This window comes from Planosporangium thailandense (assembly GCF_011947195.1).
In the GTDB taxonomy this organism is placed as follows: Bacteria; Actinomycetota; Actinomycetes; order Mycobacteriales; family Micromonosporaceae; genus Planosporangium; species Planosporangium thailandense.
On the sequence record NZ_JAATVY010000015.1, the window covers coordinates 110,090 to 136,070 of the forward strand.

At 72.2% G+C, this 25,981-nt stretch carries 23 protein-coding genes and 1 pseudogene; 16 read left to right on the forward strand and 8 right to left on the reverse strand.

Features of this window, described 5'->3' with window-relative positions:
* Positions 1–223 precede the first annotated feature (223 nt).
* From HC031_RS20275 to HC031_RS20285, 3 genes are read left to right on the forward strand one after another with little or no spacing between them, the layout of a single operon-like run.
* Complete coding sequence (locus tag HC031_RS20275) at positions 224–907, forward strand: response regulator transcription factor (RefSeq protein ID WP_205862997.1); 684 nt, start codon at positions 224–226, stop codon at positions 905–907.
* A gap of 3 nt (positions 908–910) precedes the next feature.
* On the forward strand, positions 911–1,948 hold the full coding sequence (locus HC031_RS20280) for an ATP-binding protein (protein WP_167926942.1): 1,038 nt from the start codon (positions 911–913) through the stop codon (positions 1,946–1,948).
* 47 nt (positions 1,949–1,995) lie between these two features.
* Positions 1,996–3,030, forward strand: coding sequence for an NAD-dependent epimerase/dehydratase family protein (locus tag HC031_RS20285; protein WP_167926943.1), 1,035 nt, complete (start codon positions 1,996–1,998; stop codon positions 3,028–3,030).
* Here HC031_RS20285 and HC031_RS20290 read toward each other — a convergent pair.
* Entirely contained in the window at positions 3,020–4,288 is a 1,269-nt protein-coding gene (locus HC031_RS20290) for a hypothetical protein (RefSeq protein WP_167926944.1), read from the reverse strand. The two genes, HC031_RS20285 and HC031_RS20290, sit on opposite strands and share 11 nt — an antisense overlap.
* A 144-nt stretch (positions 4,289–4,432) precedes the next feature.
* Here HC031_RS20290 and HC031_RS20295 point away from each other — a divergent pair, with 144 nt between their 5' ends.
* The 5 genes and pseudogenes from HC031_RS20295 (at position 4,433) to HC031_RS20310 (ending at position 7,816) form a co-directional block, all read left to right on the forward strand.
* The gene (locus tag HC031_RS20295) at positions 4,433–5,086 is read left to right on the forward strand and encodes a glycosyltransferase family 2 protein (protein WP_167926945.1); all 654 of its coding nucleotides are present in this window, start codon (positions 4,433–4,435) and stop codon (positions 5,084–5,086) included.
* Positions 5,083–5,700, forward strand: a pseudogene (locus HC031_RS33265) (TIGR04282 family arsenosugar biosynthesis glycosyltransferase); the annotation flags it as partial. The gene HC031_RS20295 and the pseudogene HC031_RS33265, both read left to right, overlap by 4 nt.
* Before the next feature lie 75 nt (positions 5,701–5,775).
* Positions 5,776–6,321 carry a class I SAM-dependent methyltransferase gene (locus HC031_RS32580; RefSeq protein WP_240942741.1) on the forward strand — a complete coding sequence of 182 codons (546 nt, stop codon included), beginning with the start codon at positions 5,776–5,778 and terminating at the stop codon, positions 6,319–6,321.
* Positions 6,322–6,359: 38 nt separating this feature from the next.
* Entirely contained in the window at positions 6,360–7,397 is a 1,038-nt protein-coding gene (locus HC031_RS20305; protein ID WP_167926947.1) for a molybdopterin-dependent oxidoreductase, read from the forward strand.
* The gene (locus HC031_RS20310) at positions 7,394–7,816 is read left to right on the forward strand and encodes a hypothetical protein (protein WP_205862999.1); all 423 of its coding nucleotides are present in this window, start codon (positions 7,394–7,396) and stop codon (positions 7,814–7,816) included. The genes HC031_RS20305 and HC031_RS20310 overlap by 4 nt, the downstream gene beginning before the upstream one ends.
* Here HC031_RS20310 and HC031_RS20315 read toward each other — a convergent pair.
* Positions 7,800–8,276: a cupin domain-containing protein gene (locus tag HC031_RS20315; protein WP_167926948.1), complete on the reverse strand. Its 477-nt coding sequence runs from the start codon at positions 8,274–8,276 to the stop codon at positions 7,800–7,802. The genes HC031_RS20310 and HC031_RS20315 overlap by 17 nt on opposite strands.
* Before the next feature lie 180 nt (positions 8,277–8,456).
* Here HC031_RS20315 and HC031_RS20320 point away from each other — a divergent pair, with 180 nt between their 5' ends.
* The 6 genes from HC031_RS20320 (at position 8,457) to HC031_RS20345 (ending at position 16,154) form a co-directional block, all read left to right on the forward strand.
* A complete protein-coding gene (locus HC031_RS20320; RefSeq protein WP_167926949.1) occupies positions 8,457–10,292 on the forward strand; it encodes an ABC transporter substrate-binding protein in 1,836 nt (611 codons plus the stop codon).
* 9 nt (positions 10,293–10,301) lie between these two features.
* Complete coding sequence (locus HC031_RS34450) at positions 10,302–11,276, forward strand: ABC transporter permease subunit (protein ID WP_167926950.1); 975 nt, start codon at positions 10,302–10,304, stop codon at positions 11,274–11,276.
* On the forward strand, positions 11,273–12,172 hold the full coding sequence (locus HC031_RS20330; protein ID WP_167926951.1) for an ABC transporter permease: 900 nt from the start codon (positions 11,273–11,275) through the stop codon (positions 12,170–12,172). The genes HC031_RS34450 and HC031_RS20330 overlap by 4 nt, the downstream gene beginning before the upstream one ends.
* 121 nt (positions 12,173–12,293) lie before the next feature.
* Positions 12,294–13,625 (forward strand): C39 family peptidase, encoded by a 1,332-nt coding sequence (locus HC031_RS20335; protein WP_167926952.1) that lies wholly within the window; start codon positions 12,294–12,296, stop codon positions 13,623–13,625.
* Positions 13,618–15,015, forward strand: coding sequence for a M20/M25/M40 family metallo-hydrolase (locus HC031_RS20340; protein ID WP_167926953.1), 1,398 nt, complete (start codon positions 13,618–13,620; stop codon positions 15,013–15,015). Before HC031_RS20335 ends, HC031_RS20340 begins: the two co-directional genes overlap by 8 nt.
* A complete protein-coding gene (locus HC031_RS20345) occupies positions 15,012–16,154 on the forward strand; it encodes a DmpA family aminopeptidase (protein WP_167926954.1) in 1,143 nt (380 codons plus the stop codon). Before HC031_RS20340 ends, HC031_RS20345 begins: the two co-directional genes overlap by 4 nt.
* A 5-nt stretch (positions 16,155–16,159) precedes the next feature.
* Here the strand turns inward: HC031_RS20345 and HC031_RS20350 are convergent, their stop codons facing one another.
* Positions 16,160–17,734: a methyl-accepting chemotaxis protein gene (locus tag HC031_RS20350; protein WP_167926955.1), complete on the reverse strand. Its 1,575-nt coding sequence runs from the start codon at positions 17,732–17,734 to the stop codon at positions 16,160–16,162.
* Positions 17,735–17,882: 148 nt separating this feature from the next.
* On the opposite strand from HC031_RS20350, the gene HC031_RS20355 reads away from it, so the two are divergent.
* Complete coding sequence (locus tag HC031_RS20355) at positions 17,883–18,725, forward strand: ABC transporter substrate-binding protein (protein WP_167926956.1); 843 nt, start codon at positions 17,883–17,885, stop codon at positions 18,723–18,725.
* Positions 18,726–18,749: 24 nt separating this feature from the next.
* Here HC031_RS20355 and HC031_RS20360 read toward each other — a convergent pair whose 3' ends face one another.
* From HC031_RS20360 to HC031_RS20375, 4 genes are all read right to left on the reverse strand, one after another.
* The gene (locus tag HC031_RS20360; protein ID WP_338090753.1) at positions 18,750–19,400 is read right to left on the reverse strand and encodes an acetoacetate decarboxylase family protein; all 651 of its coding nucleotides are present in this window, start codon (positions 19,398–19,400) and stop codon (positions 18,750–18,752) included.
* A 77-nt stretch (positions 19,401–19,477) separates the two neighbouring features.
* Complete coding sequence (locus HC031_RS20365) at positions 19,478–20,680, reverse strand: carbohydrate-binding protein (protein WP_167926957.1); 1,203 nt, start codon at positions 20,678–20,680, stop codon at positions 19,478–19,480.
* A 63-nt stretch (positions 20,681–20,743) separates the two neighbouring features.
* Positions 20,744–22,450 carry a glycosyl hydrolase family 18 protein gene (locus HC031_RS20370; protein WP_338090754.1) on the reverse strand — a complete coding sequence of 569 codons (1,707 nt, stop codon included), beginning with the start codon at positions 22,448–22,450 and terminating at the stop codon, positions 20,744–20,746.
* 103 nt (positions 22,451–22,553) lie between these two features.
* Entirely contained in the window at positions 22,554–23,789 is a 1,236-nt protein-coding gene (locus tag HC031_RS20375) for a carbohydrate-binding protein (RefSeq protein ID WP_338090755.1), read from the reverse strand.
* 722 nt (positions 23,790–24,511) lie between these two features.
* Here HC031_RS20375 and HC031_RS20380 point away from each other — a divergent pair.
* Entirely contained in the window at positions 24,512–25,393 is an 882-nt protein-coding gene (locus tag HC031_RS20380; protein ID WP_167926958.1) for a L,D-transpeptidase family protein, read from the forward strand.
* On the opposite strand, the gene HC031_RS20385 is transcribed toward HC031_RS20380, so the two are convergent.
* On the reverse strand, positions 25,383–25,964 hold the full coding sequence (locus tag HC031_RS20385) for a GNAT family N-acetyltransferase (protein ID WP_167926959.1): 582 nt from the start codon (positions 25,962–25,964) through the stop codon (positions 25,383–25,385). The two genes, HC031_RS20380 and HC031_RS20385, sit on opposite strands and share 11 nt — an antisense overlap.
* Positions 25,965–25,981 lie beyond the last annotated feature (17 nt).

The window sequence follows — 25,981 nt, forward strand, 5'->3', positions numbered from 1 at the left end:
GACTGCGGCAATCGAAGTACTTATATCTTCTGGGAGAATCCTGAACGCCGGTTGACCGTGCACAAGTTCGCAATGCACCGCATCAATTGAATTGGACCAATCGGCGGCGAGGGACGACCTATTACCGAACGGTGACGGCTCACCACCGCTGGCACGAAACCGTCCGGTACTCCGTTACGCTCGGCCGACCGGCGCCGGCGGCGCCCGTCGGTGGGAGGGGCGGTTGGAAACCGTACTGGTGGTGGACGACGACCTGACGGTCCGGGACGTGGTCCGCCGGTACCTCGAGCGCGCCGGGCACCGGGTCCTCGTGGCCGGCGACGGGGAGGAGGCGCTGCGGTTGATCGACAGCGGCCGACCCGATCTGGTGGTGCTCGACATCATGCTGCCCGGCGTGGACGGTGTCGAAGTCTGCCGGCGGACCCGGCGGTGGTCGTCGGTACCGATCGTCATGCTCACCGCGCTCGGCGAGGAGTCCGACCGCGTCCTCGGCCTCCAACTGGGCGCGGACGACTACGTGACCAAGCCCTTCAGCCCGCGTGAACTCGCGCTGCGGGTCGAGTCGGTGCTGCGACGGACGCGGGGCGCGGCGCCGGTGGCCGCCGGTGACCTGGTCGACGGCGACCTGCGCGTGGACACGGCCGCCCGGGTGGCGACCCGCGGCGGCGAACGGCTCGCCCTGACGTTGCGCGAGTTCGACCTGCTGGCGTTCCTGATGGCCAACCCCGGCGCCGCGTTCAGCCGGGCCGACCTGCTGGACCGGGTGTGGGGCTGGAGCTTCGGCGACCGGTCGACGGTCACGGTCCACGTACGGCGGTTGCGCGAGAAGATCGAGGACGACCCGGCGCGGCCGGTGCGGATCGCCACGGTGTGGGGCGTCGGCTACCGGTACGACCCGCGGAGCTGAGCCGTGTTCACGAAGCTGACGCACATCGCCCCGTACGCGGTCGCCTTCTCGCTGCCCGTCGCAGTGCTCGGCGCCCTCGCCCTGCGGCTGCTGCGCGACAGGTCGCTGACCACCGCCATGACCGTACTGGTGCTGGTGCCGCTGACGGCCACGTTCGTCGGGGTGCTCGGCGTGGCCCGGTTCATGTTCAGCCCGATGCTGACGACCACGCTCCTCATCTGCGTACTGGTGGCGGCGGTGACCGTGCCGGCCGCCATCGTCCTCGGCCGGGGCATCGCCCGGCGCAGCGTGTGGGAGCGGCAGGCGCGCGCCCGCGAGCGGGCCGCCGAGGCCTCGCGACGTGAGCTCGTCGCCTGGGTCAGCCACGACCTGCGCACCCCGCTGGCCGGCATCCGGGCGATGGCCGAGGCGCTCGCCGACGGGGTCGTCAGCGAACCGGCCGAAACGCACACGTACGCCGTCCGCATCGGCGCCGAGGCGCAGCGCCTTTCCGCCATGGTCGACGACCTGTTCGAGCTGTCCCGGATCACCGCCGGGGCGCTGCGCCTGACGATGTCGGCGGTGGCGCTGCGCGACGTGGTGAGCGAGGCGGTCAGCGCCGAAACGCCGATGGCGCGCAAGAAGGGCGTGCGGCTGCGTACCGAGGCGCAGGAGTGGCCGACCGTGCTCGGCAGCGACCCGGAGCTGGCCCGGGTGGTACGCAACCTCGTCGCCAACGCGGTCCGGCACACCCCGGCCGACGGCGCGGTGGCGATCCAGGTCGGGGTGGCCGGTGACGAGGCGTGGCTGCGGGTCGACGACGCCTGTGGCGGCATTCCGCCGCAGGAGCTGGCCCGCGTGTTCGACGTGGCGTTCCGGGGCAGCACCGCGCGCACCCCCGACCGCGCCCACGACGGACCGGCCGGCGCCGGCCTGGGCCTGGCCATCGCGCGCGGCCTGGTCGAGGCCCATCACGGCCGGATCGCGGCCCGCAACCACGGTCCGGGCTGCCGGTTCGAGGTACGTCTTCCGCTGGTCGTCGATCCGGCCGTTTCGACGTAACCACGCCGTAAGGGTTGTGCCGCGCCGGTCGGCCATACGGTGGGCAGGTGCGAATTCTCATCACCGGAGCCGCCGGTTTCGTCGGCTCACACGTCGCCGACCGGCTCGCCGGTTCCGGACACGAGCTCGTGCTCCTGGACGCGCTGCTGCCTACCGCACACGGCGCCGGAGACCCACCGCCGGGCGTCGTGGTCGGTGACGTACGTGACGCCGACCTGTTGGCGCACCTGCTGACCGGCGTCGATGCGGTCTGCCATCAGGCGGCGATGGTCGGGCACGGGCTCAACCCGTCGGACGCGCCGGCGTACGCCGGCCACAACGCCCTCGGCACCGCGACGCTGCTCGCCGCGATGCATCGGGCGGGGGTACCGCGACTCGTGCTGGCCAGTTCGATGGTCGTGTACGGGGAGGGTCGTTACGACTGCCCTACACATGGGACCGTCCGCCCCGGGCCGCGGGCGGGCTCGTTCGAGCCGCCGTGCCCGGCCTGCGGCGCCCCGCTGGAACCCGGTCTGGTCGGCGAGGACGCGCCGCTGGAGCCGCACAGCACGTACGCCGCGACAAAGCTCGCCCAGGAGCAGCTGGCCGGCGCGTGGGCGCGGCAGACCGGCGGTACGGTCTGGGCGTTGCGCTACCACAACGTCTATGGACCACGGATGCCCCGCGACACCCCGTACGCGGGGGTCGCCGCGATCTTCCGCTCGGCGCTGGAGCGGGGCGAGGCCCCGCGCGTGACGGAGGACGGGCGGCAGCGCCGCGACTTCGTCCACGTCACCGACGTGGCCCGCGCGAACGTGCGGGCGTTGGAGACGCCGCTGCCCACCGGTTCCTGCCGGGCGGTCAACATCTGCTCCGGGCAACCGCGCACGGTCGGTGAGCTGGCCTCCGCGCTCTCGGCCGCCATGGCCGGCCCGGCACCGGTGGTGACCGGCGAGCTGCGGCCGGCCGACGTCCGGCACGTCGTGGCCGACCCGTCCCGGGCGGCCCACCTCCTCGGTTTCCGCGCCCGGGTCGGCTTCGCCGACGGGATCGCCGACTTCGCGCGGGCGCCGTTGCGGGCGCCCGCGGCGCTTACCAGTTAGTCAGGACGAGGTGGTTGACGGCCAGCGCGGTCGCCGCCTGTGCCGCCAACCACCACCGGCGCGTCGACGCGGGCAGCAGGTGGGCCCCGGCGAGCAGCCAGACCGCGTACGGCAACCAGATCCGCTCAACCTCCGCCTTCGACAGCCCGGACAGGTCAGCGGCGACGATCGCCAGCAGCGCCGTCACCGGCAGCCGGTTGGGCCAGGGCGCGGTCAGCGCCCGGCGCAGCGTCGGCGCGGCGGCCGGACCGGCGCACAGGACCAGGCAGGCGAGGTCGGCCCAGACCCAGTATGCGTACGGGCGCTGCGCCGCGATGCCCTGGTAGTAACGGATCACGACCAGGTGGTAGCCGTCGAGCCACCGGAACCCCGCCGCGGTGAACGCCACGACCACCGCCGCCGCGCCCGCCACGCCCCAGGCCAGCCGCCGGACGCTCCCGACGGCGACGAGCGCGAGCAGCGCCACGAGGACGAGGCCGTACGACAGGTACATCGCGAAGCCCAGCAGCGCACCGCCGAACAGCGCCAACCGTGGCGCCACGAGAAGCGCCAGGCCGGCCGCCACAACGGCGGTGAAGACGGCATCGGCGGAGACACCCATCCACACCGCGCCGGGAAACAGCGCCAGGAACGGTACGCACGCCCGCGCCGCCTCCTCGCCGCACAGGGCCCGGACCGTCACCGGTACGGTCACCGCGGCGGTCGCGCCGAGGAGCACGCACACGATGGCGGCCCATCCCCCGCCACCGAGACCGATCCGGTCGAGCCAGACGAAGACCAGCAGCGCACCCGGCGGGTGCCCGGAGGTGTGCGTGGTCCACGAGTCGGGCTGGAAGTCCAGGATGCGGCCGGTGAACGCGCGCAGGGTCGCCGGTATGTCGGTCACGCGGGGCACCTCGTGCAGGTACTCGGGCCGCGTCGTGAGCCGTCCGGCGAGGCCGCGTTGCCAGCCGTCGACCAACGCCAGGGAGAACGTCCAGGCCACCGCGGTCAGATAGGCCGTGATCAGAAGGGACGGCCACCGCGATCGCGCCGCCATCTGCGGTCCGTACGCGACTGCGAGCACGGCGACGGCTACGGCGACGGGCGTGCCCGGCCCGACGTGCGGCAGCCAGTCGGCGAAGAGCGGGGCCGCGTTGGCACGGATGGGCACGTGCCACCGGTTGCACAGCCACCCGATGCCGACGGCGACGCCGACGAGTCCGAGCGCCACGCCCGCGACCAGCACGTCGCCCCGCACCGGCGGGTCGTTGGTCACCCGACGACGGTACGACGACCGCCGGTCGACGCGGCTAACCGATGAGCACCCGTCAGCGATTCGTAAGATGTCGTTGCGCGGTAAGGGATCCGTAATCGCAGCCATGGGCTCGAAGCGGCTACCCCGGACCTAACGTCGCACGGTATGACCGACCACATTGACGTCGTGCTGCCGTGCCTGGACGAGGCCGCAGCCCTACCGACCGTGCTCCGCGGACTGCCGGCCGGGTACCGGGCGATCGTCGTCGACAACGGCTCGACGGACGGCTCACCGCGGGTCGCCGCCGCGTGCGGGGCAGTCGTGGTGTGCGAACCGCGACGCGGCTACGGCGCGGCGGTACACACCGGGCTCGAACACGCCACCGCCGACATCGTCTGCTTCGCCGACGCCGACGGCTCGCTCGACCTCGGCGACCTTCCGCGCCTCGTGGCTCCGGTACGGTCCGGCGCGGCCGACCTGGCCGCCGGGCGCCGACGGCCGCTCCCCGGCGCCTGGCCCTGGCACGCGCGGGCCGGCAACGCGGTACTGGCCGCGGTGCTGCGCCGACGGGGCGTACCGGTACACGACATCGCGCCGCTCCGCGCCGCCCGCCGCGCCGCGCTGGTGAGCCTGGGCGTGCGCGACCGCGCCTTCGGCTACCCCCTCGAACTGCTGCTGCGCGCCGGCAGCGCGGACTGGCGCATTGAGGAGATCGACATCGCATACCGGCCCCGCGCCACCGGCACCCGTTCGAAGGTGTCCGGCTCGGTGCGCGGCACCCTGCGCGCCACCCGCGACCTGATCGGAGCACTGCGGTGAGGACGCTGCTCGTCGTCGCGAAGGCGCCGGTGCCCGGGCTGGTCAAGACGCGGCTCTGCCCACCGGCCACGCCGGAGTGGGCGGCCGACATCGCGGCCGCCGCCCTGCTCGACACGCTGACCGTGGTACGCGCGACCGACGCGCGGCCGGTCGTGGCACTCTCGGGGGATCTGTCGCGTGCGGCGCGACGCGCCGACCTCGCCTCGGCGCTGACCGGTTGCCGGGTCATACCGCAGCGCGGTGACGGCCTCGGCGCGAGGTTGGCGAACGCCCACGCGGACGCCGGCCCGGCCACGGTCGTGCAGATCGGTATGGACACCCCGCAGGTCACGCCGGCGCTGCTGGGAGAGGCGCTGGACGCACTCGGCGCCGCGGACGCCGTACTCGGGCCGGCCGCCGATGGTGGCTGGTGGGCGCTCGGACTGCGCGACCCGGTGTACGCGGCGGCGCTGCGTGACGTGCCGATGTCCACCCCGCACACGGGTCGGCTCACCCTCGAGGCGCTGCGGGCCCGGGGGCTGAGGGTTGCGCCGCTGCCGGTGCTGACCGATGTGGACACCATGACGGACGCGCGGAAGGTGGCGGCGGCATCACCGGCCACCCGCTTCGCCGCCTCGCTCGGCGGCTTCTTCGACGATGCGCTGCACGGCAACGAATGCTGGCTGGTCGACGGCGGCGGCAACCGGGAGATGGTGCCGGTAAGGCGCTGGCGCGGTGCGCCCGAGTGCACCGAGCGCACGCTCATCGAGCGCTGCGGCGGCCCTACCCTCGACATCGGATGCGGGCCCGGCCGGCTGGCCGCCGCGCTGACCGCCCGAGGCGTCACCGCGCTGGGCATCGACACCTCGGCCGTAGCGGTCGACCTGACCCGCCGGCGCGGGGCCGCCGCGCTGCGCCGCGACGTGTTCGCGACCGTGCCCGGCGAGGGTCGGTGGCGGCATGTGCTGCTCTTCGACGGCAACATCGGCATCGGCGGCGATCCCGTCACGCTGCTGCGCCGCTGCGCCGACCTGCTGGAGGCTGGCGGTACAGCCCTCGTCGAACTGGACTCCCCCGGCACCGGGCTGTGGCGGGGCGCCGCGAGGTTGGAACACGTCGGTGCGGCCGGTCCGGCATTCCCGTGGGCCCGGCTGGGCGCTGACGCGGTGCACGCCGCGGCTGCCTGCGCCGGCCTGACGGTACACGGCCTGCGCTGCGCCGAGGGCCGCTGGTTCGCCGAGCTGGCGCGGCCATGAGACGAGCCGGTGCGGCCATGAGACGAGCCGGTGCGGCCATGCGACTCGTGTTCCGGTCGGTCAACCACGACGTGAGCGTCAGCGCCCGGCTCGGCCGCTGGCTGGGCGTGGCGTTCGCGTTGTGCTTTCTCACCGGACTGGCCAGCCACGCCGTCCAGCACACCGAGCTGCCCTGGCCGACGCGTCCGGTCGGCCTTTACCGGGTCACCCAGGGCGTGCACGTCCTGTCCGGAGTAGCCGCGGTGCCGCTGCTGCTGGCCAAGCTCTGGAGCGTCTACCCGAAGCTGTTCGAACGGCCCCGGCTTCGCACGCTCCCCGAGCGCGGCGCGGTCCTCGTGCTGATCGCGGCAGCGTTCTTCGAACTCGTAACCGGCGGCTTCAACGTCGCCAAGTCGTACCCGTGGAGCTTCTTCTTCCCCACCGCGCACTACGCGGTCGCCTGGATCCTGGCCGGCGGCTTGCTAGTACACATTGGATTGCGGCTACCGGCGATACACACCGGGCTCGCCACGCCGGTCGATCCGCGGCGGCGCGCGTTCCTGCGTACGACGGGGCTGGCGGCGGGTGCGGCGCTGCTGGCCACGGCCGGCGGCACCGTGCCGCTGCTGCGGCGGGTGTCGCTCCTCGCCTGGCGCTCCCCTACCGGCGTTCCGGTCAACCGCACCGCCGCCGCGGCGGGCATCAGCATCGGACCGGACTGGCGGCTCACCGTCGGATCCGCGGCGTTCACCTACGCCGACCTGCTGGCCCTGCCGCAGCATACGGCGACGCTGCCGATCGCCTGTGTGGAAGGCTGGAGCGCCTCCGCGACCTGGAGCGGTGTCCGCGTCCGCGACCTGCTCGCCGCCGCCGGCGTACCGGTCCACCGCCCGGTACGCGTCATCTCCCTCGACGAGGGCCGCTACGGCCGGTCGACCCTCCCCACCGCCCATGTCAATGATCCGCTCACGCTGCTCGCGCTGCGCATGAACGGCCGGGTGCTCAGCCCCGACCACGGGTACCCGTGCCGCCTCATCACCGCGAGCCGTCCCGGCGTGCTCCAGACCAAGTGGGTCAGCAGAATCGAGGCGGCATGATCCGGCGAATCCTCGTCCTTACCGGCGTCGCGGCGGCCGGCTACGGCGCGTCGCTGCTGCTTCCCCAGATCTGGGCGGTGCTGCCCTGGCTCGCCGGCGGGCCGCTGGTTCACGACCTTCTGGTCGCGCCGCTCATCGGCGGCGTCGGTGCGCTCGCCGGCCGCCGCCGCACCGTCGCGGCGGCGCTCGCGGTCAGTGGCACGCTGCTGCTGATCGCCGTGCCGCTGATCTGGCGACCGCGCCCGGCCGCGCCCAACCCCGGCCTGCTGGACCGGGACTACGCCACCGGTCTCGCGGTCATGCTCGGCATCGTGTGGGCCCTCGCCGCGCTCACGGCGCTGTGGCGCGCCATGGGCGGGTGGCCGACGACACCCCGTCGGTTACCGCGAAGCGGTCGAGAGGTCAGGAGAGCATCGTGAAGTCGGCGAAGTCGAAGCCCGGGGAGACAACGCAGGACACGAGAACCTCGTCGTCGGCGGCAGGTCTTCCGGATTGCCACTCGTCGGCGGGAACCAGGACCTGGGGTCGTTGTCCGGCCGCGATGTCCGGCCCGAGAACAACCGTCCTCGGATCAGGGTCCGGCGTCTCACCCGTCCCGCCGAGCTGGAGCACCAGCGGAGCGCCACGATGCCACAACCACAGTTCGGGAGACCGTACGCGGTGCCAGCGGGACTCCTGGCCAGGCTCGAGAAGAAAGTAGATGGCGGTGCAGCTCGCGCGCTCGCCGTGGTAGCCGGCCGGACTGAAGTACCGGTCGCTGGCCCACGTCTGGCGGTACCAACCGCCCTCGGGATGGGGCTCCAGGTCGAGCAACCGAGCGGTGCCGGGAGGCTCGGATGTCCCGCTCCTCGGCCCGCGCGAACCAGGCGGCGATCCCATGCGTGGCCTTCCCGTCGGAACCAAACCGACCGAGTGTCGCACCCGGCGGGCGGCTTGAACAGGTACCCGGGCCCACGATGTTGCCAAATGACAAACATCGATTAGTCCATGGAGATTTTTCTACATGCCTGCGAGGCTTCATGCACCTCCATTCAGGTACCACACCACCGGTGAGGAACCATGTCCCCCGACAGGAGCGTCAACCGCCGCGCCGCAGCCGGTCCCCGGCGCTGGCTCGCCCTGGCGGCCGCCTGCGCCGCGCTGGCCGTCCCGACCGTGGCCGCGACGCGGCCGGCGCCCGCGCGGGCCGCGTCGCGGACGCTGACGATCGCGACCAACGGCAGCGTGGACTCGCTCAGCCCCTTCCTGGCCCAGCGCGCCCTGCCCACCTACATCCACCGACTGGTGTACGACTTCCTGACCAACTACGACGCGCACGACTTCCACCCGGTCCCGGCCATGGCGACCGCGTGGTCGACCTCAGCCGACAAGCTGGTCTGGACGTTCACCATCCGCGACGGCATGACCTGGTCGGACGGGCAGCCGGTGACCGCCGACGACGTCGCCTGGACCTACCGGCTGATGATGACCAACCGGGACGCGGCCACCGCCAACGGCAACTTCGTCGCCAACTTCAGGTCCGTGACCGCGCCCGATCCGCGTACGGTCGTCGTCACGCTGAACCAGCCCCAGGCCACGATGCTCGCCCTCGACGTCCCGGTCGTGCCCCGGCACGTGTGGGAGTCGCACGTGGCCGACATCGGCACGTTCAACAACGACACCCGGTTCCCGGTCGTCGGCGACGGGCCGTTCATCCTGTCCGGCTACGCCAAGAACCAGTACATCGAGCTGACCGCCAACCCGACCTACTGGCGCGGCCGGCCGGCGTTCGACCGGCTGGTCTTCAAGTACTACAAGGACTCCGACGCCGCGGTCGAGGCGCTGCGCAAGGGCGAGGTGGACTTCGTCGACCATCTCACGCCGGCCCAGTACGACGCGCTGCGCACCGCGCGGCACACGACGCTCAACCGGTCCCCGGGCAAGTCGTTCTACGCGCTGGCCGTCAACCCGGGCGCCACGACCACCTCCGGCCAGGCGTTCGGCGACGGCAACCCGGCACTGCACGACCAGCGGGTACGCCAGGCGATCATGCACGCGATCGACACCGGCGCCCTGGTCCGCCGGACGTTGGGCGGCTACGGCGAGGCCGGCGGTGGGTACCTGCCGCCCATCTTCACGGCCAACCACTGGCGCCCCGACGCGTCTGCCGCGTACGCCTACGACCCCGACCGGGCCAACCGGCTGCTCGACGCCGCCGGCTACCACCGGGGCGCCGACGGCCGGCGGACCACCCCTGACGGCCGGCCGCTCACCCTGCGGCTGCTCGGCCAGACCCAGCGCCCGGCCGACGCGCAGAACGCCACCTACGTGGCCGAGTGGCTCAAGGCGGTCGGCATCGAGGTCACGACCAGGATCGTCGACCAGGGGATGCTGGGCGACATCGAGACCGCCGGCAACTACGACCTCGCGTTCGACAGCTGGATCACCAACCCCGACCCGGACTACGTACTGTCGATCCAGACCTGCGGCGCCCGCCCGGCCACGGCCGGCGCCACCTTCCCCGGCGACGACTTCATCTGCGACCCCGACTACGACGCGCTGTACGCCCGTCAGATCGCCGAGTACGACCCGGCGGCGCGGGCGGCGATCGTCCGGCAGATGCAGCAGCGGCTGTACGCCGACGCGTACATCGACGTGCTGTACTACCCGGACATCCTGGAGGCGTACCGGTCCGACCGGATCGCCGGGATGGACCGGCAGCCCCAGCCGCGCGGGATGTACAGCGGCCAGGACGGCTACTGGAGCTGGTGGTCGGCGAAGCCCGGGAAGCGTTCGGCGTCCCCCACCGGCCCGGCCGTGCTCGCCGGTGGCGTCGCCGCCCTGGTGATCCTCGGCGTCGGTGGCGGCCTCGTGGTCGCGCGCCGCCGTCGCGCGGCCGCAGACGACCGCGAGTAGGGGGTACCCGTGGCGCGGTATCTCGCCGCCAAGCTCGCCGGCGCGTCCGTCAGCCTGGTGGCCGTGGCGCTCACCGCGTTCTTCCTGTTCCGGGTGCTCCCCGGCGACCCGGTGCGGGCGCTCACCCGCGGCCGCCCGACCAGCGCGGCGCAGCTCGCCCAGCTACGCCACCAGCTCGGCGTCGACCGGCCGCTCGCCGCCCAGTTCGCCGACTACCTGCTCCGCCTGACCCACGGCGACCTCGGCACCTCCTACCAGTACAAGACGTCCGTGACCGGGCTCATCGGCGAGCATCTGTGGGCCACCGTGTACCTGGTCGGCACCGCCACCCTGCTGTCGGCCGTACTCGGCCTGCGCAGCGGCATCCGCAGCGCCTGGCGGCACGGAAGCGTCGGCGACCGGGTCCGTACCGGGGTCGCGGTCGTGCTCTGGTCGGTACCGTCCTTCTGGCTCGGCCTGCTGCTGATCGTCGTGCTCGCCGTCGGCGTGGGACCGGTACCCGGACTGTTCCCGACCGGCGGGGCGAGCACCCCGGGTACCCACGGCGCCGTCGCGGTGCTCACCGACCGGCTGACCCACCTCGCCCTGCCGTGCCTGACCCTGGTCGCGGTCATCTACGCGCAGTACGCCCTGACCATGCGGGCGTCCCTGCTCGACGAGATGGGCAGCGACTACCTCACCACCGCCCGGGCCAAGGGGCTGCGCGACGACCAGGTGCGGCGTCGGCACGCGGTACCGAACGCGCTGCTGCCCACCGTGACGCTCATCTTCGTCAACGTCGGCTTCGTGGTGTCCGGATCGGTGCTGGTGGAGACCGTCTTCTCCTGGCCCGGTCTGGGCAGCCTGTTCTACGAGGCGCTCAGCGTGCCCGATCTGCCCCTGCTGGAGGGGCTGTTCGTCGTCTTCTCCGCGGCGGTGATCCTCATGAACCTGCTCGCCGACCTGCTCTACCCGGTCCTCGACCCCCGTGTGCGTACGGCATGACGGCGGCCGACCCCGCACCGATGAGCCGGGGCGACCGGCGCCGGTCGCTGGTCCGGCTCGGCCGCGCGTACGCCCGCAACCGCGCCGGCGTCGCCGCCGCGTGCCTGTTGCTGGCGACCGTCGGCGCCGCCGTGGCCGCGCCGCTCTTCGTCGGCGCGGCCGACCTCAGCGCGGTCCACGCGCCGGGCGCCCCGCTCCGGCCGCCGTCGGCGCGCTTCCCGCTGGGCACCGACGGCTACGGCCGGTCCATGCTGGCCGTCACGGTCTGGGGAGCGCGGATCTCGCTGGCCGTCGGCCTGCTCGCCACGGTGGTGTCGGTCGGGATCGGCGCGCTGGTCGGCATCTGCGCCGGACACTTCCGCGGCTGGACCGAGACGGTGCTGATGCGCGTCACCGACTGGTTCCTGGTCCTGCCCACCCTGGTGCTGGCCGCGGCGCTGGCCAGCGTCCTGCCGCCGGGTACGGCCACGGTCGTGGTGGCCATCGGGGTCACCTCGTGGGCGACCACCGCCCGCCTGGTCCGGGCGCAGACGCTGACCGTCGAGGCCCGGCCCTACATCGAGCGCGCCAGGGCGCTCGGTGGCGACCACTGGCACGTGACGACCCGCCACGTGCTGCCCAACGTCGCACCGCTGGTCCTGGCGCAGACCACGCTCACCGTCTCCGGTGCGATCCTCGCCGAGTCCACGTTGGCGTTCCTCGGCCTCGGCGACCCGACCGCCGTGTCCTGGGGTACCACCCTGCAACTGGCCCGTCAGGTCGGTGCGGTCAGCGCCGGCGACTGGTGGGTGCTGCTGCCGCCCGGCCTGGCCATCGCCGGCGTGTGCCTCGCCTTCACGGTGTGCGGCCGGGCCCTGGAGGCCGTGCTCAACCCCCGGCTGGCCGGGCGGCGATGACCTACCGACGGCACTTTTCCACAGAGCTGCAACAGTAGACGAAAACTATTGACGACCATCGTTGCCGCTGCGGATAGTCGCCCTTGACACCCATCCCCGGGTACCCGACGAAGGAGGCACCATGCCCGGCAGGTCGTACCCGAGACTCGCCGCGGCCGCCGCGGCGGGCCTGCTCGCCGCCACCACCGGTGCCGCGGACGGCGCCGCCGCCGGCCCCCCGGCCGACGCGCGCACGGATCTCCACGCCTGGTCCACCCGGCACGACTTCGCCGCCGGTACCGCCGCCGGGGTCGCGATCCTCGCCGGCCTGCGCCCCGGCATCGTCGTCGGCGAGCCGGCCGGCACCGTCACCTACCACGACCCGTACCTGCACACCGACCGCGCCTACCAGTACGGCACCTGGACCTCGCCGGTACACCGGCTGGAGTTCGGCGCGACCGAACTGGTGTCCTCGTGGAACGCCCAGACCCCGGCCGGGACCTGGCTGACGGTCGAACTGGACGCCACCATGGAGGACGGCGCCCGCACCGGCTGGCTGGACATGGGCCACTGGGCCGCCGGCGACGCCGACATCCGCCGCGCCTCGGTCAGCCCGGACGCGCCGCCGTACGGCCGGGTCGACACCGACACCTTCACCGCCGCCACCGGCCACCGCGTACACGCGTACCGGCTGCGCGTCACCCTGTACCGCGCCGCCGGCACCCTCGCCACGCCGCGCCTGTGGCGGCTCGGCGCCGTCGCCTCCACGGTGCCCGACCGGTCGCAGGTGCCGCCCAGCCGCCCCGGGCCGGCGTCCCGGGCCGGGATCGAGCTGCCCGTCCCCGCGTACTCGCAGCGCATCCACGCCGGGGAGTACCCGCAGTGGGACGGCGGCGGCGAGGCGTGGTGCAGTCCCACGTCGACGGAGATGGTCGTCGAGTACTGGGGCCGGTACCCGAGCCCGGAGCAGCTCGCCGACGTCGACCCGCGCTACGCCGACCCCAGCGTCGACGTCGCCGCCCGGGGCACCTACGACTACGCCTACCAGGGCACCGGGAACTGGCCGTTCAACACCGCGTACGCCGCCAGCTACGGCCTGGACGCCGACGTGGTACGGCTGCGCTCGCTCGACGACGTGGAGCGCCTCGTCGCCGCCGGCTTCCCCGTCGTCACCTCGCAGGCCTTCGACGCCGGCGAGATCCCCGGCGTCGATTACCGCGTCGACGGCCACCTGTGGGTCGTGGTCGGCTTCACCTCCAGCGGCGACGTCGTCGTCAACGACCCGGCGTCGGACTCTGACGTGCAGGTCCGGCACGTGTTCCCCCGGCGCGCGTTCGAGAACGTCTGGCTGCGTACCCGGTGGACCCGCGCTGACGGCTCGACCGGCCACGGCTCGGGCGGCATCGCGTACCTCATCCGGCCGCACCTGGCGGCGCCGCCGCCGGTCGCCGCGCCGGAGGAGCGCCATGGCTGAACCGAGCGCCACGGCTGAACCGCTCGCCACGGCTGAACCGCTCGCCGACGCGCACACCGCGGACGAGGCGGTCCGGTTCTGCTCCGACCTCATCCGCATCGACACCGCCAACCGGGGCGGCGGCGACGGCGTCGAGCGCCGGGCGGCCGAGTACGTCGCGGAACGCCTCGCCGACGCGGGCTTCGACCCGGTGATCCTGGAGTCGGCGCCGGGCCGCGCGAACGTCGTCACCCGGATCGCCGGCACCGAACCCGGCCGGCCGGCCCTGCTCGTGCACGGTCACCTCGACGTCGTACCGGCCGACCCGGCGCAGTGGCGGGTACCGCCCACCTCCGGCGAGATCGCCGACGGGGTGATCTGGGGCCGGGGCGCCGTCGACATGAAGAACGCCGTCGCGATGCTCCTCGCGCTGCTGCGGTCCTGGGCCCGGCACGGTCGCCGCCCCCGTCGCGACCTCGTCGTGGCGTTCACCGCCGACGAGGAGGACACGGCCGCCTTCGGCGCCCGGTTCCTGGTCGACCGGCACGCCGGGCTCTTCGACGGCTGCACCGAGGCGATCGGCGAGTCCGGCGGCTACGCGTACCACGTCGATGCCGGCGCCGACGCCGACCCCGACGCCGGGGTCCGGCTCTATCCGATCGGCGCCGCCGAGCGCGGTACCGCCTGGGTGAAGCTGACCGCCCGGGGTACCGCCGGCCACGGCTCGCGCGTGCACCCCGACAACGCGGTGGCCGCGCTCGCGGCGGCGGTGGTACGCATCGCCGAGTACGAGTGGCCGGTCCGGCTCATCCCGACCGTGCGCGCCTGCCTGGCCGGCATCGCCGCCGCCCTCGGCCCACCCACCGGCGACCCGGCCGATCTCGACGAGACGGCTGCCGCGGCGCTCGCCGACGCCCTCGGCGCCGCGGCCGCCCTGGTGGCCCCGACCCTGCGCAACAGCGCCAACCCGACGGTCCTGCAGGCCGGGTCCACGGTCAACGTCGTGCCGGGCTCGGCCGTCGGGTACGTCGACGGCCGGGTCCTGCCCGGCCACCTGGCGGAGTTCGAGGCCACCCTCGACCGCCTGACCGGCCCGCGCGTGACGTGGGAGTACGCGCACCGCGAGCGCCCGCTCGACGCGCCCCTTGCCACCCCGACCGTGGCGGCGATGGCGGCGGCGCTGCGCGCCGAGGACCCGGCCGCGCACGTCGTGCCGTACTGCCTGGCCGGCGGTACCGACGCCAAACACTTCGCCGCCCTGGGCATCACCGGCTACGGCTTCACCCCGCTGGGCCTGCCTCCGGGCTACGACTACCACGCCATGTTCCACGGCGTCGACGAGCGGGTCCCGGTGGAGGCGCTCACGTTCGGCATCCGGGTCCTCGACCGGTTCCTGGCGGGGGTGGGATGACGATCCCGGTAAACCGCCCGGCCGTCCGCGCGCGTGACGTCGGGCTCGGCGCGGCCTGGGGCCCGACCGGGCCGGCCAACGCGATCACCGACGTGGCGGGGGTACGCGTCGGGCACACCACCCTCACCGCCGACGCCGGACCGGTACGGACCGGCGTGACCGTGGTCCTGCCGCGCCCGCACCGGGTGTTCGACCACCCGGTCTTCGCCGGCTGCCACCGGCTCAACGGCAACGGCGAGCTCACCGGCCTGGAGTGGGTCCGCGAGTCCGGACTGCTCACCACTCCGGTCGCGCTGACCAACACACACAGCGTCGGCGTGGTGCGCGACGCCCTGGTCGCCCACGAGGCCGCCCAGCGCGGGCCGGACGAGGAGTTCTGGACGCTGCCCGTCGTCGGCGAGATCTGGGACGGGCGGCTCAACGACATCAACGGCCAGCACGTCCGCGCCGAGCACGTGCACGCCGCGCTCGCCGCCGCCCGCGGCGGGCCCGTCGCCGAGGGCAACGTCGGCGGCGGCACCGGCGCGATCTGCCACGGGTTCAAGGGCGGCATCGGCACCGCCTCGCGCATCGTCGCCGACGAGCACGGCACCTACACCCTGGGCGTGCTCGTACAGGCCAACCACGGGGCGCGGTCACGGTTCACAGTAGACGGATGCCCGGTCGGCGCGCTGCTCGGTCCCGACCGGATCCCGCTGCCCGGCAAGGGCGCGACCACCGGACGTCGGCACGCCGAGGGATCCGGTTCCATCATCGGCGTCGTGGCCACCGACGCCCCGCTGCTACCGCACCAGTGCGGCCGGCTGGCCCAGCGTGCCGCCCTCGGTATCGCCCGCCTCGGCGCGGTCGGCGAGCACTACAGCGGCGACCTGTTCCTGGCGTTCGCCACCGGCAACGACGCGCTGCCCGGCGACCACGCCACCGACCCCGCTCCGCTGGCGGCGGTGCGGATGCTCCCCGACGCCCGGATCAGCCCCCTGTTCACCGCGGCGGTCGACGCCACCGAGGAGGCTGTTCTCAACGCGCTGCTCGCCGCCCGTACGCTGGCCGGCCGGGGCGGCGTCATCGCCCACGCCCTCCCCGCCGAACTGCTCCGACGCGTGCTGTCCGAGGACGGCTGGCTCCGTCACGGCTCCTGACGCCGTCAGCGGCGGAACTGGTCGGCCACCGTCCGCAGCCGTCGGGCCAGCTCCGCCAGCTCACCGGCGGCGGCCTCGGTGTGGGTCGCCCCGCCGTGCGTGGTCTCCGTCGCGAGGGCGACGCTCTCGATCGACCGCGCGATGTCACCCGACGACCGGGCGGCCACCTCGGCGCTCGTACCGATCGACCGGGTGGCGTCGCTCTGCACCTCGACGGCGGCGGAGATCTTCTGCTGGATCTCGTGGATGCGCCCGATGACCTCGGTGATGCGTCCGATGGCTTCGACCGCGCTGCCGGTGTCGCCGCGCATCGCGGTCACCTTGGCCTCGATGTCCTCGGTGGCGGCGGCCGTCTCCCGCGACAGCTCCTTGACCTCGCCGGCCACCACCGCGAACCCCTTGCCCTGCTCCCCCGCCCGCGCCGCCTCGATGGTGGCGTTGAGGGCGAGCAGGTTCGTCTGTCCCGCGATCGTCGTGATCATATTGACGACCGCACCCACCTCCTCGCTCGACACCCCGAGCCGCTCGATGGTGCTGTTGGTGCCCGCGGCGAGGTCGACCGCCTCACCGGCGACCCGGACCGCCTCGTCCACCGCGGCGCGGATCTCGGCGATCGACGACTGCAGCCCGCGGGTCGCGTCCGCCGTCGCGTCGATGCTGCCCGTGACCTGCTCCACGTTGACGGTGGCCGAACGGGCCTGGTCGGACGCGGTCTCGGCGCCGGTGGACAGCTGACGGCTGGTGTCGAGCAGGCGGGCCGACGCGTCGGCGAGAGCGTGCGCGCCGTCGCCGATCTCGGTGAGGGCGCCGCGTACGACCGCGACCACCTCGTCCAGGCTGGCGGCGATCTCGGTCAGCTCGTCGTGGCCGGTGACCTCGACCGCCACGGTCAGGTCCTTGGCGGCCACCGCCCGCGCCGCCCGTACGGTCGCGTTGACCCGGCGCGAGATCCGGCGGGCGAGCAGCACCGCCGAGCCGCCGAGCACGAACGCGGCGAGGCCGGCCGTACTGAGGATGAGCAGTTGCGAGTCACGCTCCGCGGCGGCGGACTGCGCGCTCGCCTGGTCCACCTTGTGCTGAAGTGCCGCCTCCAGCGCCGGCAGGGCCTTGTCGAACCGCTGGTACTGCTCGTCGAAGGCGGGGCGCGCCTCGGCCGCGGCCACCCGCCCGGGGTCGCTGTCGACCCGGCTGGACAGGGTGACCACCCGTTGCCCGGTCGCGATCATGCCGTCGACGGGGTCGTCCATCGCCGCGACCTGCTTGGCCAGGTCCGGTTCGAGGCGAGCCACCGTCGCCAGTCCGTCGCGCAGTGTGAGGACCCGAGCGCCGAGCTGGTCGAGGACGGCCTGCCGCTCGGTGCTGTTGCGGGTCACCAGGGCCGCGAACACATCACCACGGAAAGCGGTGCGCGCCGTGTCCGCCGACCGCACCGCGCCCACCGCGTCCGCCGCGTCGCGCGCGGTGCGCTGCGCCGCGGCCAGCCGGGCGTTACAGACGTAGCCGATGGCCCCGGCAACGAACACGAGCAGGAACCCGGCCACGGCGAGCGCCAGAATCTGCCGCCTGATGGTCAATTTCATGGCCCGCCCTCTCCGGCTTGCTGAAGCACATAAATTCGCAGGCACCGCTCAGATCGGTGCAGATCGCTCGGTGTTTAGGCCTAAGGTGGAAACTTCTGCTGCCGACAGGGTGCGTGGATCACCGCTCCGCTGACCTCAGGAGGGTCCGATGCGCACCTCGGCCTGGCTCGTCGGCCTCACGACGCTTGTCCTCGTCACCGGCTGCTCCAGCGCCGGGCAGTCCGGCCGGGCCGTCACGACCGGTGTCGCGGACAGCGTCCAACTGCCCGCCGACGTCCGCTCGGGCGGCACCCTGACCGTCGGATCGGACATCTCCTACCCCCCGATGGAGTCCATGGAGAACGGCAAGCCGGTCGGGTTCGACGTCGACCTCGCCGGCGAGATCGCGCGGCGGCTCGGCCTGCGCCTCACGTTCATCCACGTCCCCTTCGACTCGCTGCTCGACGAGGTGCAGGCGCACAAGATCGACGCGGCCATGGCCTCCATGACCGACAAGGCCGCACGGCAGCAGCAGGCGGACTTCGTCGACTACCTCAACGCCGGCAGCTCGATCGTCATCCGCAAGGGCGCGCCCACGATCAACGGCATGGCGGAGCTGTGCGGGCACACGGTGGCGGTGCAGACCGACACGATGTACGTGGACATGGTCAACGAGCAGGCCGCCAAGTGCCCGAAGTCGGCGCCGCTGCGGCTGGTCACCGCGGACGCACCCTTCGACGAGGTGCTGGCCGGCCGGGCCGACGTGGACATGGACGACTTCCCGGTCGCCGCCGCGAAGGTCGCGTCCACGCCTGAGCTGGCGATCTCCGGAGAGCAGATCGAAGCCGCGCCGTACGGCATCGCCATCGCCAAGGATCGCCGGGCGCTGACGAAGGCGGTACAGACGACGCTGTACCAGTTGATCCGCGACGGCTCGTACGACAAGCTGCTGCAGAAGTGGAAGCTGCCGGAGGGCTCGCTCAAGACGGGCGCCATCAACGGCGGCGCCTAGCCCTGATCGGGCGGCGTCCGCTGCTCACCGCGGCGCCGAGCGCCGTCCGAACAGGATGTCGAAGTCGCGCAACGCCACGGTGAACAGCGGCCGCCGGTCCCTCAGGTAGGCCAGCGGAGCGCCCGCCGGCACCCGCCACGCCGCATGTGCTGCCCGGATCGAGGCCCGACCGCGCACCGGGGTCACCGTGACCCGGTCGCCCAGTAGCTGCACCACCGACGCCCCGGCGGGCCAGCGCCCCAGCCGACGCGGCCCGGTCGAAATCCGGGCCTGCGCGATGACGCCCTCCCCCGTACCCGCCCGCGCGGTGAGACCGTCTCCGCCGTCGGCGGCGTCCGGGCTGAACTCCAGCTCGGCGAGCTCCTTCGGAATGCCCCACAGTTGCCGGCCACCGGCACGCGAAGCCGGGCTGTCCACCCAGATGTCGACGATGCTGACCCGCGGTCGGGCGCGGTCGCGGACCAGCACGGCCGACAGCAGCTCGCGGTACTGCAGCACGCCGCCCGGCCCGTACTCCACCCATGCGGTGCCGATGATCCCGTGACCGCCGATCGTCACCGGACGGACCGCCGCGGCGAGACCGGCGGGCAACCGGGGAAGCCGCGCGCGGGGCACCAGCCAGACCGAGACGTACATCTGTCCGCACAGGTGCCATGGCTCCGCCGGATATTCCACTCACCCATTCTCGCCGCCTGCCGCGGCTGGTTGGAACCTCCGGTGTCGGATCCAGCCAGCCGGGCGAGGTGCTGCCGTCAGCTGACGGGTTGCCAGAGGGCGGGGACGTTGGGGGGTTCCCAGCCGGGTAGTGAGGTGTGGGTCTGTAGGCACGTGTAGGTGCGGCCGTTGTAGGCGACGACATCACCGGCGTGGTAGAGGTGGTTGGGCTGCCAGGTGTCGGTGGTGCCACCGCCCGGCGGCGGCGTGGTGGGTGGCGCCGTGGTGGGCGGCGGCGTGGTCGGTGGCGCCGTGGTCGGCGGCGGGTTACCACCGCTGGCCCCGGTGAAGATCTTGGTGAAGTCGAGGGTGCTGCCGGCGACCCCGGAGCAGTTCGGCGAGACCCCTCCGCCCGGGCAGGGTTGATCCCGGCCGACGGACCAGAAGGCCAAGCGGCCGATGCCCTTGGAGCGGGACCAGGAGACGATGTCCCGGGCGTTGCCCTGGGTCACGACTTCGCCGCCGCTGTCGTTGAGACCGATCATGGGGGTGATACCGATGTTGCCGTAGCCGAAGTTGAAGCCGGCGTTGCGCGCCGCGGTCAGCGTGCCCTCGGCAGCGGTCTTGGCGGCGGCTGCCATGTCGCTCACCGCGTGGCCGTAGTCCATCGTCATGGCGTTGACGATGTCGACGTTCACCCCGTCGTTCCTGGCCGACCTCAGGAAGTTGCTGCCGTTGCCGTCCGGTCCGCTCTCCAGGACCGGGATGGTCAGCGAGATGCTCAGGCCCGGACTGTTGCGCTGCAGATTCCTGATCGCCTGGAAGCGACGGTCGATCGAGCCCTGGTCGGCGATGGCGGCACCTTCGATGTCGAAATCGAGGTGGTCCACGTGATACTTGCTGATCACGCTCTGGTAGGCCTGCGTCAACGCATTCACATCGGTACAGGACTGGCCGAGTTCAGCGCCGCCCGCACCGCCGAACGAGATGATCGTCCGGGCGCCCGCCGCTTCGGCGCGCGCGATCCGGGCGTTGACCGTGGAGTTGTCGATGCCGAGGCCGTCGCCCCAGATCGGGGTACAGCCACTTCCGATGACGAATGCCGCGGTATAGCTGGTCACCCCGCCCTGAGCGATAGCCGTGTCGAGCATGCCGGCACTGTTCGCGGACAGGTCGACGTACGGGGCGACGCTGTATCCCGGTGTGGCGTCCGCCGAACCGGCCGTCAGGGCCAGGGCCGCACCCGACCCGGCAAGTAGCGTCGCAACCGACGCGCCGATGATCATCCTTCGTCTTCGCATGACGTCATCCCCTCATGTCCTGGTCGGATGAGCAGAGCTGTTCGAGGTGTCGTGCCGCTTCGGTCAGGTGGTGGGTTGCCAGAGGGCGGGGACGTTGGGAGGTTCCCAGCCGGGTAGTGAGGTGTGCGCCTGTAGGCACTTGTAGGTGCGGCCGTTGTAGGCGACGACGTCACCGACGTGGTAGAGGTGGTTGGGCTGCCAGGTGTCGGTGGTGCCACCGCCGGGCGGCGGCGTGGTGGGTGGCGGCGACGTCGGGGGCGCCGTGGTCGGCGGAGGAGTCGGGGACGCGGTGCCCGGCGGGGGCGGCGTGGGACATGCGGCGCTACCGCCGTTGATGTCGTTGACCGCGTCGTTGAACAGCGTGGGAGTGCTGCCCGGCGCGAAGTCGTACAACGAGAACATCATGCCGCCGGCCAGGCCCTTGCAGTGCAGGTAGTCCGACTTGGCCTGGATCGACCGGGCCGACTCACCGCTCCAGAAGTTCGTGCCGTCGTAGTAGTACGCGGCCTGGGCATCGGGGTCCCAGAAGGTGTAGCCGGGATTGTCGATCGTGGCCTGGATCTCTTTGTACATCGCCACGCCGTGGACGTTGCCCGACAGCGGGTACGGCGCTGAGGGGCCGGTGGCGGACTGGTACTCGCCGTGGCTGTTGCCCGCCTGCACCCCGGTCCAGCCCCGGTAGTAGAACTCGAAGCCGACGGTCGTCTTGCCGGCCGGGAACCCGCCAGGGATGCCGTAGCCGGAAAGGCCCTGATTGTAGGCGGTGATCGCGGTGTCCACGTTGTACTTCCGGTTGCCCGGTGGCACCGGCGCCATCGGGTCGTTGGCCGGGCTGTACAACGGCGACTGGTGGTTGGTGACGGTCGGCTCCCAGAACCCCCCGTGCATGTCGTACGTCATGACGTTGCCGTAGTCCAGGTACTGGCCGATCCTGTCCGTCTCGACGTTCTTGATCTTGTCCTGGCCGGACGGGAGCGCCGCCGTCAGCAGGTAGTGCTTGCCGCCCAGCGCGTCGAGCTGGCTGCGGAACTCGGCCAGCAGGCCGGTGAAGTTCTGCTTGTCCGAGGGGCTGGAGTGGTTGCCGAGGTGACCGCCGCCGCCCGGATACTCCCAGTCGATGTCGACGCCGTCGAACAGGCCCGCGATCGAGCCGGGGCCGCCGTACCCGTCGACGACCGGCAGGTTGCCCCTGATGAACATGTCGATGCACGAGCTGACGAACCTGGCGCGGTTGGCCGGCTGGGCCGCGTCCGAGAAGTACTTCGAGTAGGTCCAGCCGCCGATCGACACCAGGATCTTCAGGTTCGGGTACTTCTTCTTCAGCTTCATGAGCTGGTTGAAGTTGCCGGCGACCTTCTGTCCCCACACGTCGCCGACCCCGTCGACGCTGTCGCCGGCGGCGTACGACTTCTCCATGTCGGCGAACGCGTCCTCGGCGCCGTCGCCGGCGTTGGGGTTCTGCTCGCCGGCTTCGCTGGAGTCCGCGGCCTTGGTCGCCTCGAAACACGTCAGGTTGACCGGATCGATGTTTTCGAAGTCGTAGTTGAGGATGTCGAGCTTGCCGGCCATCCCCATGGTGTCGAGATGCTTCGGGTAGAACCCGCTCTGGTAGATGCTCCACTGGTCGTAGTAGGCGATCTTGACGCCACCGGAGGTGCCCGCGGCGGCCGTGGTCCTCGCCATCGCCGCGCCGATTCCCACCACCCCCACTGCGGCGGTGAGGCTGGCGACGGTGCCGATGACGGCGCTGCGCATGCTGATCGCTTTCACTGTCGCTCCTCTCGGAGTCGTTCGGGCCACGTCCGCGAGCGTGCTTCGCTGCCGATCGCGGGCGAGCCGCTGGCGTGCCGCCGACGGCGCGGAGTCGCCGCGGTCAGCTGGTGGGTTGCCAGAGGGCGGGGACGTTGGGGGGTTCCCAGCCGGGTAGTGAGGTGTGGGTCTGTAGGCACTTGTAGGTGCGGCCGTTGTAGGCGACGACATCGCCGACGTGGTAGAGGTGGTTGGGCTGCCAGGTGTCGGTGGTGCCACCGCCCGGCGGCGGCGTGGTGGGCGGCGCCGTGGTGGGCGGCGGCGTGGTCGGAGGCGTCGTCGCCGGCGGCGGCTGGGGCGGGGTGGCGCCGGCGAACCGGGCGGTGTACCTCGTGAAGTCCCAGTCGTTCTGGGCCACGCTGCTGCACGTGCCGGAGGTCTGCTGGTTGTCCGGTGGGTTGCACTGGCGGTCGCGGTTGACCGACCAGAAGGTGTACCGGGCCAGGCCGTGACCCGTGGCGTAATCCAGCACCGTCTGGAAGTCCCGTTGGTAGAAGTACTCGGCGCTGTCACTGCGCCCGTTCATCATGGACACGCCTTCGTGGGCGTACGCGGTGGCGCTGTCCCAGCCGAACGTGCTCATCAGCAGCGAGTGGAAGGCCTCCAGCGCGCCGATCTGGGCCGAGGCGCCGTTGAATCCCCCGTCGAACGGCATGATCGAGTAGTTGTTCGGGGTGAAGCCGAGCGACTTCGCCTCGTTGAGCAGCTGCTGACCGAACCAGCCGGTACCGGCGCTGGTGCCGGCCGTGGTGACGGAGATGTAGAGGCCGGGGTTGTTGCGCTGCAGGATCTGCGCCGCGCCCAGCTCGTTGGCGACCGCTGCGGAGTTCTCGTACTCCGGCTCCTCGAGGTCGAAGTCGATCGCCTTCAGGCTGTACTTGTTGACGACCTGCTGGTACGCGTTCGCGGTAGCGGCGGCGTCGCCGCAGGCCTGGCCGAGTTTGGTGCCGTTGTAGCCGCCGATGGAGACACTGACGTCACCGCCGTTGCGACGGATGTTGTTGACGACCGCGGCGACCGCGGTATCGCCGGCCACGCTGCCGGTACCGTCCCAGGCGGGGCTGCAGCCACCGCCGGAGAGGATGAACGCCAGCTGGAACGTTTTCTGGCCGGTGGCGTTCATGACCTGGACCGGGTCGGGCGGATTGTTGTCCAGCGGCATCAGATACGGCGCGGACGCGTACCAGTTGGTGCCGAGTACCGCGGCGCTGGCCGAGCGCGCCTGCGCGACGGCGAACGTGGCGGCGCCCAGGGCGACGGTGGCCGTCGCGGCCAGGGAAATGAGTTTTCGGTGCTGCACAGCGCTCCCTCCGGTGATCGCCAGCCGCGGGTGCCACCCGTGTCGCTGGGCGGGGTGATGACGCGACTGTCCGGTCGGTGGTCCACCCCGGGCGGTGCGGAGGGCGCGTCGATCGCCCTGCGTACCGGTCGGTGACCGCCGACTGTAAACAAAGTTAATTGATTGAAAACGATGTATAGCAACAACGGGAGTTACTAGCAAGGGTCGATCGGGATTCGTGCGAGGAGCGCACGCCGGGGCGGCCGACAGCCGGCCACCGGGTTCACGAAGCGTGGTGGTGCGGGGTACGCGGCCGTGAGCGGCCACCATCCGCCTATCGGCGACCGTGCCCGCCTACCCGGTCGCCCGCTCGCCGTACGAGCGTCCCGCCGGCCGCCGTCCGCAGACCCGGCTCGGACCGAGTTCCTGCCGGTTTAACCCCTTGACGCCGACATCCGCAATTTCGCGCATTGCACCAAGGCACCCGTATCGACCAGCACCCACCGCGGCCGCGGCGCGTGCGCCAGCGGACGCTTCCCCCCGGGCGCGCCGCGCTCAATCGCCACTAGCTGCGGCGATGCACGTCGGGCCGGACCGGGCAAAGACGCAGATGTTGGATGGGCCGCCGAAAACCCGCCGAAATTTTTCGTCGACAGATATCTATTTCGGTGCCGAGAAACAGCTAATGATGAATTGAATCGCACCGTTCATTTGGCGGAAATCCTTAGCTAGGCTTCCCGGCCATGCGGAAGGTATTCACCGTGGTCTGGCTGGTCGGCTTGGTGCTGGCCGAGGGCGGCTCCTCGGGTGGACTCCGCTTCGCGGACACGGCCGGTCCGATCGCGCGCGCCGCCTCCTCCGGCGCTCCACTGCAGACGGTGCTGGCGGGCACGCCGTCCCCGTCGCCATCCCCCTCCGCGACGGCGTCTCCCGCGCCGTCGCCGTCACCGTCCCCATCGCCGTCACGCTCGACGGCTCCGACGGTCAAGGCGACCAGAGCGCCGATCCCACCCGCTGTGCTCAACGAGGGTCCGAAGTGGCTGATGACCAAGGTTCCCGCCGCAAGCCGGCAGGCTGTCGTGGTCGAGGCCGCTTCGACGGGCACCTCCTATGCCAAGCTCTCGGCCTTTCAGCGCACCACCGGCGGCGGCTGGCACCGGGTGCTGGGGCCGGTGTCAGCCAGGATCGGTTCGTCCGGCTTCAGTTGGAGCCACCGGGAGGGCGTGCCGTCCACCCCGATCGGGGTGTTCGCCCTGCCGCTGGCGTTCGGCTGGGCCAACCCGGGCACCAGGATGGCCTGGCGGACGGCGACCACCGATTCGGTGTGGGTCGACGACCCGACGTCGGCCTACTACGACACCTGGCAGACCGCCCCGGCCAACGGCAGGTGGAAGTCTGCCGAGCAGTTGCACATCCCGGTGTACCAGTTGGCGCTCTGGATCAACATCAACCCCAGCCACACCCCGAACGCGGGCAGCGCGTTCTTCGTGCACCTGGCCAACGGCGGGGCGACCGCCGGCTGCGTGGCCGTCGACGAGAGCAGCCTGCGGTGGCTGCTGGGCTGGATGGACCCGGCCGCCGGGCCACGGATAGTGATGGGGCCCGGCAGCACCCTCAACCAGTAGGGACGTTTTTCGCTCCGGCAGTCGGGCCACCGGGCAATGCGCACACGGCCACCGCCCGCGTGAAGCCCGGCGCCGTCAGTTCCTTGTGCATGACGATGCACGGGCGGCCGTGCTGGTTGTCGGCGCGGCGCCCGATCTCCCGCCAACCCAGGCGGCTCCAGAAGCCCAGGGCCGACGGGTTGCTCGCCAGCACCGCCAGCCGTATACCCTCCCGGGCGTCATTGCGGAACCGCTCCTCGACCATGCCGGCCAGCAGCCGGCCGACCCCCTTGCCGTGCAGGCTGCCATGGACCATCAGCAGTCCGATCCACGGTAGGCCGTCGCCGGGGTGACGGTCGAGCAGGCACAGCAGCCCGACGAGCCGCGCCTGCGCGTCACGGGCGAGCAGCACCTCAGCGCCGGCCGTGCCGGCTTCCTCGCGTAGGTCGGCTTCGACCTGGTCGCAGCGGATGTGCTCGGGGTCGTACTCGCCGGCGGCGCGCCAGTACTGCGGGTTGCTCGCGTAGAGGTCGACCACCTCGGCGATCTCCTCCGGCGAGAAGCGCAGCGGCGCGAGGGACAGCGCGGACATGGGGGCAAGGGTAGGCC